Origin of the sequence: Halomonas sp. hl-4 (assembly GCF_900215475.1) — a bacterium.
Taxonomy (GTDB): domain Bacteria; phylum Pseudomonadota; class Gammaproteobacteria; order Pseudomonadales; family Halomonadaceae; genus Vreelandella.
On sequence record NZ_LT907845.1, the window covers coordinates 1,489,778 to 1,502,486 of the forward strand.

A 12,709-nucleotide genomic window follows, 5' to 3' on the forward strand; every position below is an offset into this window, starting at 1 on the left:
TACTGGAGAAACATCATGCAAAAACGAACGCTAGGCAACGATCTAACCGTTTCCGCTATCGGCTTAGGCTGCATGGGGATGAGCGAGTTTTACGGCCCTCGGGACGACAGCGAGTCGCTGCGGGTATTAGCCCGGGCGGTAGAGCTGGGTCTCGACTTTTTCGACACGGCGGATATGTACGGACCGCACCATAACGAGGAGTTGATTGGCCGCTTTCTCGCCAGTCACAAGCCTAAGGTGCGTATTGCCACCAAGTTTGGCATTGTACGCAACCCTGGAGAATATCAACGTAGCCTGGACAGTAGCGCCCACTATGCCCAACAAGCCTGCGAGGCATCGCTGCGGCGGCTGGGCATCGAGCAAATCGATCTCTACTACGTCCACCGCGTTAACCCGGACAACCCCATTGAAGAAACGATGGAAGGACTCGCCCAACTGGTGAAAGAGGGAAAAATTGCCCATATCGGCCTCTGCGAGGTCAGTGCAGAGACCCTTCGTAGAGCCCACGCTGTGCACCCGGTAACCGCGGTGCAAACCGAGTATTCGCTCTGGACGCGGGATGTCGAGCAAGATGTGCTGCCCACCTGTAAGGAACTCGGCATCGGCTTCGTGCCCTACTCGCCGCTGGGCCGTGGCTTTTTGACGGGAAAACTTCAAGAGAATGCCGACTTTGGCGAAGGTGATTTTCGCCCTAACCTGCCGCGCTTTTCTGAACAGGCCATGCATGCCAACCGCCAAATCGCCGACGTGATTGGTGACATGGCTACTCAAAAAGGCTGCACCCCAGCGCAGCTGTCGCTGGCCTGGCTGCTATCCAAAGGCGATAACATTGTGCCGATTCCAGGCACCAAGCGTCTGCGCTATCTTGAAGAAAATGTGGCAGCAGCGTCCATCACCCTAACCGCCGACGAGCAGCAACAGCTTGAAGCGGCCACCGAGCGCCTTCCGGTGACCGGTGAGCGTTATACGCCGGAAGGCATGAAGGGGGTTAACGCCTGAGCGGCTGTGGCTCATTGAGAACGCACTACTTGATAATCTCTTCAATCGACCGCTTTCCATCCAGCAAGGCGAACTCTTTGTTGGTAACACTGGATTGCAGTGCGTAGTGGAGCGCATGGGCGACATTGGCGCGGGAGATTTGATTGTCGCCTGCCTCGTCGATTGAGCTTGCGAACTGCTGGCTGGCGGCGTCATCCGTCAAACGCCCTGGCTTGAGAATCACGTAGGGCACGCCGCTGCTGCGCAGGTGGGCATCGGCGGCGAATTTTGCGGCCATGTAGGGGCGCAATTTTTCGGGCGCTTCCATGGGGTTCTCGGCGCGTATCGCGCTGATCATCAGGTAGCGGGAGAGCCCTTTATGCTTGGCGATATCGGCAGCACGAATGGCTCCATAAAGGTCGATCAACAGGGTTTTATCTGGCCCGGTGTGGGGCCCTGAACCGGCGGTGAATACTACCTGGTCACAGCCTTCAAAGGCGTGTGAGAAATCGTCTTCCAGGTCGGCAATCACGGTGTCGATGCCGCGCTCGTTAAACCACGGCACCTGCTTTTCGCTGCGAATCATTGCCTTGATGGGCGTACCTGCCTGCTGGGCCAACTCGCAAAACTGCTTGCCAATCTGTCCGTTCGCGCCAATCACTAGCGTGGTCATAACGTCTCCTTGTGAGTTGCTTCTACAGACTAGGTGCTGGCAAAAAGACGACATTCAACCCGGGGTGAATCATTCATTACCCGCCTCGGTTGCATGGGCGGGAGTCACCCGCAACAGCCTACCCTCGGGGCTGTCGGTGAGCAGGTAAATAGCGCCTTCCGGGCCTTCGCGCACGTCGCGGATGCGCTCATCCAGCTCGCCGAACAGCCCCTCTACGTCTTCGGCGCTGGTACCGTTGTCGGATACACGTACGCGACGCACTTCTTTATTCACCAATGCGCCGACCAGTAAGTCGCCTTGCCACTCGGGGAACATCTCCCCGGTGTAGCGCACCATGCCGGAAGGCGCGATGGAAGGTGTCCATTCCAGAACTGGAGACACGGTGCCTGGGTACTCTGTGAAAGGCGAAATCCGTGCGCCGGTGTAATCCAATCCACCGGTCGCCAATGGCCAACCGTAGTTGCTACCTGCTTTGATAATATTGATTTCATCGCCACCGCGCGGGCCGTGCTCGTGGGCGAGCAGCCGCTGGTTATCGTCGTCAAACACCACCCCCTGCACATTGCGGTGGCCATAGCTGTAAATTTCCGGTCGGGCGCCGTCATGGGCTAACGCAAAGGGATTGTCACCGGGCGGGCTGCCATCCGGATTAAGACGCACAGTGCTGCCGATGTGGCTTCCCAGATTCTGTGCCTGCTCGCGGTAATCAAAGCCATCGCCTAGCGTCAGAATCAGCGTGCCATCCGCCAGCCAAGCCATGCGTCCGCCAAAGTGGGCAGCGCCCTGCTTGGCTGGTTGAGTGCGGAAGATTTCGCTGACGTCTTCCAGGCCGTTTTCCGCCAGCGTGCCCTTCGCGAGGCAGGTGTGGTTGGCATCAGTGTTGCCGCAGGCATAGCTAAGATACACTTGCTGGTCGTCTTCAAACTGCGGTGACACCCGCACATCGAATAAGCCCGCCTGGCCAGAAACAAATACGTCTGGCACACCGCTTAGCGATTCCACCACTGTTTCTCCTTTACCGCTTAACAGCCTAAGCCGCCCTGGGCGCTCGGTGACCAGCATGCGCCCATCGGGCAGAAAGGCGAGCGACCAGGGATGTTCAAGCCCATCGGCAAGCGTTTCAATGTAATACGACCGGTCTTCCTGGGCCTCAACCGGTTGGCTCACACCGGGCAGTGCGGCGGCCAAGCTGCCAACCCCAAGAACCAGCGCCATACCGGAAAAGCCGCGCGGGCGCTTGGCGTATCCAGCCCGCCGGCGCAGCAGGGCAAACAGCCAACCCGCCACCCCTGCGGTTGCCAGCATGGCGATAAGCCCCGCGGTGCCGCGCGTGGCGGCAATCAAGGTGGGCGGCGGCGCCAGGGTGTTGACCAGCCATAGCGTCGCCCAAAGCCCAACGGCCGCACCGCCAGCGCATAACAGCGCCAGAAACCTGCCGCCCAGCCATCGGGAAAGCAGCACAGCCGCGGTTTGGGAAAAAACAAACCCCAATCCAAACAGCAGTGCATAAAGCGGCGCAAAGCTGGCGAGATCCTGAAGCGTAGTGGCCACACTTTGCTCCAGCGGAATCCTAACGCCCATCGTTCGAAGCGCGGCGAGATTAAACTGTGTTTGTACCACGCTACCCAGCACCACGCCCGTCAGCAGGGCAGCAATGAAATGGATAACGATGGGTACCACGCCTGTTGGTTTGGCCATTTTAAATATCAACTTGCTTAAAAAGCGGTGCAGTTTAAGAACATTTCAAGATTAGCAGTTTCTGGGTAAACCCGTGAGATCAGCGACTTTTCTCTTCAGTTCAACACTCACTATGTTACATGCTGGCAATTTGGAATAGCCACTGAAAACGGGTAGGGTTATTAAATGAACATTCAATAAAGGGAACTCCTATGCAACGTCTTCCGCTTGCTACCGCTGTATCGCTGGGTCTTTTCGCTGGTGCTGCCACCACTGCGGCGATAGCAGACACATCGCCTCTGGAGCAGCAGCTAAAAGATCTGGAAGCGTTTCAAGTCATCGCCCACCGTGGTGCCAGCGGCCACGCGCCGGAAAGCACCATGGCGGCCTTCGAACAGGCTCATGAGTGGGGCGTCGATTACTTGGAGCTAGACGCTCAGATTACCTCGGACGGTGAGTTAGTGGTGTTTCACGATGACACCATTGACCGCACCAGTGACGGTGAAGGCGAAATTAATGATTACACCTTAGAAGAACTCAAAGCGCTGGATACCGGCACCTGGTTTAACGACGAGAACCCCGATAGCGCCGACTCGGCCTTTGAAGGCGCGCAAATTCTCACATTGGATGAGCTCTTCGAGCGCTTTGGTCACGATGCCCGCTACTACATCGAGACCAAATCGCCCCAATTAAACCCAGGCCTGGAAGAAGCCCTGGTAGAAACGCTGGAAGAGTACGATATGGTCGAGAATGGCCGCGTGCTGGTGCAGTCCTTCGAGCAGGACAGCCTGTTAAAAGTGCAGGAATTAAATGACGATGTACCGCTGATCCAACTGGTGTGGTACTACCCAAGCGAAGAAGACGACTCACGCCTGGTGGAATGGACAGACGTGACCCCGGGGCCCGCCGAGATTACCGATGAAGACTTCCAGGAAGTGGCCGATTACGCAGTGGGTATTGGCACTAACGTCATCTACGAAGGCGAAGAGGTCATTGATGCCGACTTTGTTAAGCAAGCCCAGGACAACGGCCTGCCGGTGCATGTGTATACCGTCAATGAAACCGAAGAAATGGAGCGCCTGATGGAATGGGGGGTAAACGGCCTGTTCACCAACTACCCCGACCGCCTGCTTGATCTGGTCGAGTAGCCCCCCATTGGCGGCGCCCCGCTTTAGCCGGGCGTCGCCGGCCGCTGAAAGTCTTTGATCGTAATGCTGGCGAACTTTTCCAGAAAGAACACTAACGATTCAGGATGGCGGAAGCGTTCGCTAAAGGCTTCCTGACCTTCCGGTGAGTGGCGGGTAATATTGGCCTCGTATTCATTACCCACTTTAAATACGTTGGCGTGGTTTTCGCGTTCGCCTTCGCGGTGAATCGCGGTGAGCGCGGTTTGCTGCTGCAGCATGACACGCAGGCGGCTAGCGTCGCTTCGCTCGGCTGCCGTTGCCCATAGCGGTTGGTCGCGGTTACCGTAGTGGTAGAGCATCACGGCTAGCAGGATGGCAAAGATGCTGCTGGTTAATACCCATGTCAGCGTGGTTCCTGACACCGACATTTGCAGCATTACCACAAATTGCACGAGCCCACCGACAGCGAGGGCAACCGCCAGCGGGCGCCACATACGCGGATTCATCACGCTGCACTCAAGGCTTGCCCCCCACAGCCCCAGCACGGCAAAAAAGCCAACGACCAGATACACCGCCGCGAGCGGCGTGCCGCCGCCCATCAATACGGCGATAATGCCGATCATCAGTAACACGCTATAAAACGCTGCCAGCAGGCAGTAGGCACGCTTTAGAGTCATGAAAAGTTCTCCTTAGATGCTGGCCGGAAGTATTACTCACACCGGCCGTTATTGTTATGGTTCCTGTGAGTATAGGCGAAGAAAACAAATCCACCTCGTACCTGAAAACGCAGGCGCATGGATTTTTCTCTGGGGCAAACAAAACATACGGGAGGCCCCGTTGTGTGTATGCTGACGTACATCCACTTGCCTTAGTGGAGACCTCTCGTTGACGTCGGCACTCTTCCGCCGGTACCTACCTGTTGCCTCCTCTGAGTCCAAACCTGAGGTTTGTGATTCATGCTTCCTAGTTCCTTAAAAGCTATATTCGGCTCGCACACATCTACCAATGATACTCGCCAAACGGCTATCGTTTATTGCGAGGGCAACTTCACCCGAATTGATGGCAAAACGGCCAACGGTCTGGTGCGCAGCAGTGAGAAATACCGCATCCTTTGCGTTATCGACAGCACCATGGCCGGCACAGACGCGGGCCTCGCGCTGGGTATGCCTTCAGCGGGCATTCCAATAGTGGCCGATTTAACCACAGCGCTTGCCGATTTCGGCTCCCTGCCCGATGTGCTTATATTTGGGCTGGCACCTTTATCTGGATTGATGTCTGAGGCTGACCGCGCAGTCGTGTTGGCGGCATTGACGGCGGGCGTCAGCGTGGTCTCTGGTCTACACGAGTTTCTCGCCGACGACCCGGAAATGTCAGCGACAGCAAACGCTGCCGGCGCGACGCTTTACGATATCCGCCGACCACGCCCGACGAAGCACCTGCGTATGTTCGATGGTGCCATTGCTAACGTTGACTGCATACGCATCGCTGTATTGGGCACCGATGGCGCGATTGGTAAACGCACCACGTCTACCCTGCTTACCAAGGCGCTTAACGAAGCGGGCATTCACACAGTCATGGTCGGAACGGGCCAAACTGGCCTGATGCAGGGCGCCGCCTATGGCGTGGCACTGGATGCCATTCCTGCCCAATTTGGCGTGGGCGAACTCGAAGGCGCGGTGATGGCCGCTTATGAAGGCGAGCACCCCGACGTTATTGTTATAGAAGGCCAAGGCGCGTTGAGCCATCCCGCCTACCTGAGTTCGACGGTGGTATTGCGCGCCAGCCGCCCGCAAGCAGTCATTATGCAGCATGCCCCAGCGCGCAAAATGCTCAGCGACTACCCTGATGTCCGCATGCCGACTCCCGAATCAGAGATTCAGCTTATCGAGCTGTTCGGCCAGACCAAGGTCATTGGCCTAGCGATCAACCATGAGGACATGTCCTCCACAGAGGTTTTAGACGCGGCTAAGCGGTATCAGGCCGAGCTTGGCATTCCCGCCACCGATGCGCTGTGGCATTCGCCTTGCGAACTTGTCGCTATGGTCACAGCGGCCTTCCCCACACTGAAAGCACGGCAGCCGCTGGAAGTCGTATGACCTCGCCGCGTATCGAGATCGATCTGATCAAGATCGAGGAGAACACGCGCACCCTGGTGACGTTGTTAGCCACTAAGGGCATCCAGGTCACCGGCGTTACTAAGGCAGCATTAGGCTTACCAGAAGTAGCCAGCGCAATGATGGCCGGTGGTGCCGAGCGTTTGGGGGACTCACGGATCGAAAACCTTGAAGCGCTTCGCAAAGCGGGCATTGAGATACCTTTAACGCTACTGCGTTCTCCCACGCCTGAACAAGCCGAACGTGCGGTCGCATGTGCCAATATCAGCCAGGTGAGTGAACTTGAAGTAGCCGAAGCGCTCGCCTCAGCGGCGGCTAAACACGGCCTGGTGCATGGCGTGATATTGATGGTAGAGCTTGGCGACCTGCGCGAAGGTGTGCTGCCAAGCGGTGTTCTCGACGCTGCCCAGCACATCGTGCGTCTTAGCAATGTCACGCTATTGGGCCTGGGTACCAATCTCGCATGCCGAGCCGGGGTGGTGCCCAGCGTGGAGAATATGGGCGAGCTAACCTCACTTGCTAGTGGTCTTGAAAATGCGTTAGCGCAAGCGCTGCCGATCGTGTCGGGAGGCAATTCAGCCAATCTCGCCTGGGCCATGCAGTCTTCCACTGGCCGCGTTAACGACCTGCGTTTGGGTGAATCCATTTTGCTTGGTTGCGACCCCCTCACACGACGGCCCTTGAAAGGCCTGTACACCAATGCGTTCAGTTTGGTGGTATCGGTGATTGAATCGTTAGCCAAACCGACCTCACCGCGCGGCATCACGGCAGAGGCCGCGTTCGGCTCGCCGGTCGAAATGCGTGAACGCGGCACCATTATTCAGACCATCGCGTCAATAGGGCGACAAGATATTGACCCCGAAGGCCTAACACCCCCAGAAGGCGTCCGCATTCTGGCGGCCAGCAGCGACCACCTAGTACTTGAGACACCGCACCGCCTACCACCCGGTACGGAAATCCGCTTTGGCCTCAACTACTCAGCGCTGCTGCGGGGAATGACATCACCGTTTGTAGCGACTACTTTCTCAACCGCACCAGACCTACTTGCGCATGAGCGAAATGTCTTTATCGCCGCAGATTTATGCGTGCCTGATACGCACGTACATAAAGCAAATAAGGTGCTGCCTGCCTAGCGGCACCCGCTGTGCCGACCTCGCTGCATCTGCGCCCGTTCAGATACAAAAACCAACCCTTATGTTGCAGTAAACAGCCTGTTGCACCACGCACTTAACCGCATGTCGCGCTATACTTAGCCTATGGTTTAACGGAACCCTACGCTAGGAAGCATTTATGACGGATTCATCACGCGAGTCGACTCGGCAATCCTGGAACCCAGAGGGATATGCCCAGCATGCGCGCTTTGTGCCCGAGATGGGCGACGAAGTGTTAGCGCTGCTTGCCCCAAAACCAGGTGAACGGATTTTAGACTTGGGTTGCGGCGATGGTTTGCTAACCGAGAAAATTGCCCAACGTGGAGCCGAGGTAGTGGGCATTGATGCGTCGCAAGAGATGGTCAGCGCTGCTCAAGAAAGAGGGCTCAACGCCAGAGTGATGGATGCCTACCAGATGCCGTTTGACCAGGAATTTGACGCCGTGTTTAGCAACGCGACGCTGCATTGGATGCTCGACCCCCAATCGGTATTGGCCAGCATCAAGCGCGCGCTAAAACCGGGCGGGCGATTTGTCGCCGAGTTTGGCGGGCATGGCAACGTAGCGGCGATTTGTACCGCACTCATCGGCGCGCTGCAGTTTCGTGGTATCAGCGCCCGGGGCCGCTACCCGTGGTACTTCCCCACTGCGGATGACTATCGCCATTTGCTGGAAACAGTCGGTTTTAAGGTTGAGTCGATTGAGCTCTTACCCCGCCCAACGCCACTGCCCACCGGCATCATCGGCTGGCTCGATACCTTCGCGAGTCCTTTTTTACATGGGCTGGAAGACGACTTGCGCGAATCAGTGATCGACAATACCCAGATGCTGTTAGCCCACAGCCTTCGCGACGCCCAGGGTAACTGGACCGCTGATTACGTCCGCCTACGCGTGTGCGCCCACCTTTGATTATTGCCCCCGCCCATGAGGCGGGGGCGTTTTTCAGGCTTGCTAGAACTCGTCCCACTCGTCGTTATCTTGCTGAGCGTGCGCTGGCTGTTTTTTGCTTTGTGGGCTTGCTTTGCTAGGCGTCGCCAGGGTAGCGATAGGCTGCTTAGCATCCATATCATGGGCATCCGCACTTGACTGCGCGTCTACTTCCCCCTGTTCCAACCGGAAGGTCGCCATCAAGGCGGCAAGCTGCTTCGCTTGCCCCTCTAGCGAGGCGGCGGCAACGTTGGTTTGTTGAACCAACGACGCGTTTTGCTGGGTCACCGAGTCCATTTCAGTCAGCGCGGCGTTGATTTGTTCGATGCCGCTATTCTGCTCCCGCGTGGCGGTGGAGATTTCACTGACCAGCGTGGTGACCTGGCGGATAGAATCTACGGTGTCGTTGATCGTTTCACCGCTTCTCTCGGCCTGTTGCGCGCCCTGATGAATTTGGCCGGTGGTTGCCTCGATCAACTGGCGGATCTCTTTAGCCGAGTCGGCGCTGCGGCTTGCCAGAAGGCGCACTTCGCTGGCCACCACGGCAAAACCACGCCCCTGCTCCCCGGCCCGCGCTGCCTCAACCGAGGCGTTCAAAGCGAGAATATTGGTCTGGAAGGCAATCGAATCAATCACCCCGATAATATCGTTGACGCGTTCGGCGCTTGAGGCAATATCGCGCATCAGTTGAACCGTATGAGCCACCTCCTTGCCCCCACTTTCGGCCGACTGTGAGGCTGCGACTGACAATTGATCAGCCTCTTGGGCGGTTTCGGTATTACGGCTAACCGTGGTGGCCATTTGCTCCATGCTGGAGGCGGTTTGTTGAAGCGCGGCGGCCTGCTGTTCGGTGCGCGCGGAAAGATCCTGACTACCCGCTGAAATATCACCGGTTCCGCTAAACACGCTGTCGCTACTTTCGCGTAGCGAAACCACCAGCGACTTAAGCTTGGCCTGCATGTCGGCCAACCCTTGGTAGAGTTGCCCTACCTCATTACGCCCACGGTCTTCAATGCGAGCGGTTAAATCACCACTGGCGATGCGTTCAAAGTGCACCACCGCCTCGCGCAGCGGCGTGACCAGGCCACGCACAATGCCCATGCGCATGATGACCGTGGCCAGCACGGCAATGACCAGCAGAACAATAGCGATGGTGCCGACAATTTGGTTCAGCGACGCAACGTCGACCAGCATGGCATCGCTGCGCTGGTTAGCGTAATCCGTAAACGCCTGCATGGCATCGTCAAAGGCAATGCCCAATTCGCTTAGCTCTTCCTGGCTTCGCTGGACTTGAAACGGGGCCGCATCAAGCAAAGGCGTAATACCTTCGGTCACAAAGGCATCGTAAGCGTCCACCATAGCGCTGACGTATTCAGTGCGTGGGTCATCTTCAGCGAGTTCAACCTGGCGAAACTGCTCGAACCGCTCATCGGCGGCATTAACCGCCGCCTGGGCCATTGCTTGGCTTTCTTCCCCTTTGTCTGGATTTCCCTGAGTACTGAAACTAGCGTAGCGATCCAAAAACGTCTGGGCGCGAAGCGCGTTGACCTGGGTGCGGTTGGCGGCGTTGGCGAGCTCCCCGTTATTAATCGCCAATTCTTGGAGGGCATTTTCACTGGTGGTGCTCGAATAGAAACCCAGCCCGCTAATCAAGCCAATCATTAACAGCAATATGACCAGCGCGGCGGTTAGGCTCCATTTAATCGAGAGGTGCTTCATCCTGTTGATCCCTTTGCTTTTTTAAGTGTGGGTATCAACGACTATCGGCCAACATCGCACAACATGAAGGAAATTGACAAAAATATAGACCTTGGTCTAACAAAAAACCGGTGACGAGCAGGCCGCTCGCCACCGGGCAACGTAAACAGACTAGTTAAGACGCACCGTTAACGGTGTTAAATGGTCGCCATATCGATGACAAAGCGGTAGCGAACGTCACCTTTCTCCATTCGCTCGAAGCCTTCGTTGATGTTGTGAATATCCAACATTTCAACGTCGCAGGTAATGCCTTGGTCGGCACATAGCTGCAATACTTCTTCGGTTTCAGCGATACCGCCGATCAGTGAGCCCGCTACGACGCGACGCTTGAAGACCAGATTGAAGGCTTCAATCGCCGGCTCGATGGGCTCCATCAGCCCGACCAGAATGTGCGTTCCATCATACTTCAAGGACGCCAGGTAGGGATTGAGATCGTGTTGAACCGGCACGGTGTCGAGCATGAAGTCGAAGGTTTCGGCCACGGCGTCCATCTGCGCTTGGTCACTAGACACCACAACGTGGTCGGCACCGTTACGCTTGGCTTCTTCAACCTTGGCATCCGAGCGGGTAAACACGGTGACTTCAGCACCTAGCGCTTTAGCCAGTTTAACGCCCATATGACCCAAGCCGCCCATACCGATCACGCCCACTTTGTGGCCTTTACCTACGCCGTGATGCTTGAGCGGTGAGTAGGTCGTAATGCCGGCGCACAAGATCGGCGCGGCAGAGGCAAGATCGATACCATCGGGCATTTTCAGCACGAAGTGATCGCTGACCACAATCTTATTGGAGTAACCGCCCTGGGTCATGGTGCCATCCTGGCGGTCCTCGCTACCGTAGGTCATGGTGAAGCCTTCCAGACAGTACTGCTCCACGCCATCTTTACAGGCCGAGCAGGTGCGGCAGGAATCAACCATGCAACCAACGCTGACAATATCGCCTTCTTTAAAGCGACTCACCTTGTCGCCCACGGCGGTCACGCGACCGACGATTTCATGACCTGGCACGATAGGGAACTGCGTCATGCCCCAGTCATTGCGAGCAAAGTGCAGATCACTATGGCAAACGCCGCAGTACAAGATGTCGATGGCGACGTCGTCCGGGCGAGGCTCGCGACGGTCAAAAGTGAACGGGGCTAGCGGTTTATCTGCAGACAATGCCGCGTAGGCTTTGGCTTGACTCATCGAATGAAGCTCCTTTTTCAGCGATCCCCCTCAACGACGGGGATGAACACCTATTATTGACCTAATAGGCCGAGATAGCGATGAATGAAGCTACGAAACTTTTGCACGATCCTCCATAAAATCGCTATAAAATAACAAAATATGCCGGAAAACGTGACATAATCGTCTTTATTAATGGAAACTAATTATGAGGCTATTATGCCGAGTGAAGTCGCCAACCCTGGCCTTAATGCGGCCCAAGCGGGCAGTGAACTGGCGGAACTGATGACGCCGCTGGTCAACCAACAAGGCATGACGCCTACCGCGCTGAGCGGCGTGTCGCTGTTGAGGCTTGCTCGCCACCAGGCCCGCACGCCACTGCTTTACCAGCCTAGCCTAATTATCATCGCCCAGGGGCGTAAGATCGGCTATCTGGGCGATAGGGAAATTCACTACGACCCGGGCCACTACTTGGTACAAACCTTACCGCTGCCGTTTGAATGCGAAACCCACGGCTCGCCTGAGGCACCTTTGCTAGGCGTATCCATTCAGTTGGAGCCTGCGCTGCTTAGCGAAATGGTGGCCACCATGGGCGAGGTACTCGGTCACAACCAGGCCACGCTGCCCATGGCATCGGTGGCGATGAATGCGGGCATGCAAGCCGCAGTGCTGCGATTGGTGCGTGCACTGCATGAGCCCGCTGAACTCAACACGATGGGCAAGGCACGTATACGCGATGTGGTATTTGAGGCATTAAAAGGCGAGCAGGGCCCGGCGCTTAAGGCGCTGGTGCGCGGACATGGTCATTACGCGCGCATCGTTCAGGTACTATCGTCGCTGCATCGCGACTTCGCCGACGATTACAGCGTCGAGCAGCTAGCTCGTCAGGCCAATATGAGCCCCTCGACGTTTCACCAGCACTTTAAACAAATCACCCGCGCATCGCCGGCGCAATACATCAAGCAACTTCGGCTAATCAAAGCCCAGCAATTATTGCTTCAGGATGATCATAACGTCAGCCAGGCGGCACAAGCGGTGGGCTACCGCAGCGTGCCGCAATTCAGCCGCGACTATAAGCGCTATTTTGGCGACGCGCCATTGCAGCATCGTCGCCAAGAGCAGGCCATGCGGTCATAACGCAGC

Annotated in this window: 11 protein-coding genes; 6 read left to right on the plus strand and 5 right to left on the minus strand. The window is 56.7% G+C overall.

All coding sequences use genetic code 11. The features are described 5' to 3' along the window. Positions 1 to 15 precede the first annotated feature (15 nt). On the plus strand, positions 16 to 999 hold the full coding sequence (locus CPH17_RS07195) for an aldo/keto reductase (RefSeq protein ID WP_074397114.1): 984 nt from the start codon (positions 16 to 18) through the stop codon (positions 997 to 999). A gap of 25 nt (positions 1,000 to 1,024) precedes the next feature. Here CPH17_RS07195 and CPH17_RS07200 read toward each other — a convergent pair whose 3' ends face one another. After that, positions 1,025 to 1,651: an SDR family oxidoreductase gene (locus CPH17_RS07200; protein WP_074397115.1), complete on the minus strand. Its 627-nt coding sequence runs from the start codon at positions 1,649 to 1,651 to the stop codon at positions 1,025 to 1,027. 69 nt (positions 1,652 to 1,720) lie between these two features. Beyond that, complete coding sequence (locus CPH17_RS07205) at positions 1,721 to 3,349, minus strand: PQQ-dependent sugar dehydrogenase (RefSeq protein ID WP_082934261.1); 1,629 nt, start codon at positions 3,347 to 3,349, stop codon at positions 1,721 to 1,723. Positions 3,350 to 3,540: 191 nt separating this feature from the next. Here CPH17_RS07205 and CPH17_RS07210 point away from each other — a divergent pair, with 191 nt between their 5' ends. Beyond that, positions 3,541 to 4,476: a glycerophosphodiester phosphodiesterase gene (locus CPH17_RS07210; RefSeq protein WP_074397116.1), complete on the plus strand. Its 936-nt coding sequence runs from the start codon at positions 3,541 to 3,543 to the stop codon at positions 4,474 to 4,476. A 23-nt stretch (positions 4,477 to 4,499) separates the two neighbouring features. Here CPH17_RS07210 and CPH17_RS07215 read toward each other — a convergent pair whose 3' ends face one another. Next, complete coding sequence (locus tag CPH17_RS07215) at positions 4,500 to 5,132, minus strand: hypothetical protein (protein ID WP_074397117.1); 633 nt, start codon at positions 5,130 to 5,132, stop codon at positions 4,500 to 4,502. A gap of 279 nt (positions 5,133 to 5,411) precedes the next feature. Here CPH17_RS07215 and CPH17_RS07220 point away from each other — a divergent pair, with 279 nt between their 5' ends. The 3 genes from CPH17_RS07220 (at position 5,412) to CPH17_RS07230 (ending at position 8,627) form a co-directional block, all read left to right on the plus strand. Further along, on the plus strand, positions 5,412 to 6,551 hold the full coding sequence (locus CPH17_RS07220; protein ID WP_074397118.1) for a DUF1611 domain-containing protein: 1,140 nt from the start codon (positions 5,412 to 5,414) through the stop codon (positions 6,549 to 6,551). Beyond that, positions 6,548 to 7,702 carry an alanine/ornithine racemase family PLP-dependent enzyme gene (locus CPH17_RS07225; protein ID WP_074397119.1) on the plus strand — a complete coding sequence of 385 codons (1,155 nt, stop codon included), beginning with the start codon at positions 6,548 to 6,550 and terminating at the stop codon, positions 7,700 to 7,702. Before CPH17_RS07220 ends, CPH17_RS07225 begins: the two co-directional genes overlap by 4 nt. A 157-nt stretch (positions 7,703 to 7,859) precedes the next feature. Next, positions 7,860 to 8,627, plus strand: a complete 768-nt coding sequence (locus CPH17_RS07230) for a class I SAM-dependent methyltransferase (RefSeq protein WP_074397120.1) — start codon at positions 7,860 to 7,862, stop codon at positions 8,625 to 8,627. 42 nt (positions 8,628 to 8,669) lie between these two features. Here CPH17_RS07230 and CPH17_RS07235 read toward each other — a convergent pair whose 3' ends face one another. Next, entirely contained in the window at positions 8,670 to 10,364 is a 1,695-nt protein-coding gene (locus CPH17_RS07235; protein WP_074397121.1) for a methyl-accepting chemotaxis protein, read from the minus strand. A gap of 176 nt (positions 10,365 to 10,540) precedes the next feature. Next, positions 10,541 to 11,587, minus strand: coding sequence for an NAD(P)-dependent alcohol dehydrogenase (locus tag CPH17_RS07240; protein ID WP_096298835.1), 1,047 nt, complete (start codon positions 11,585 to 11,587; stop codon positions 10,541 to 10,543). A gap of 198 nt (positions 11,588 to 11,785) precedes the next feature. Between CPH17_RS07240 and CPH17_RS07245 the strand changes: the two genes are divergently transcribed. Further along, positions 11,786 to 12,703: an AraC family transcriptional regulator gene (locus CPH17_RS07245; protein WP_096298837.1), complete on the plus strand. Its 918-nt coding sequence runs from the start codon at positions 11,786 to 11,788 to the stop codon at positions 12,701 to 12,703. Positions 12,704 to 12,709 lie beyond the last annotated feature (6 nt).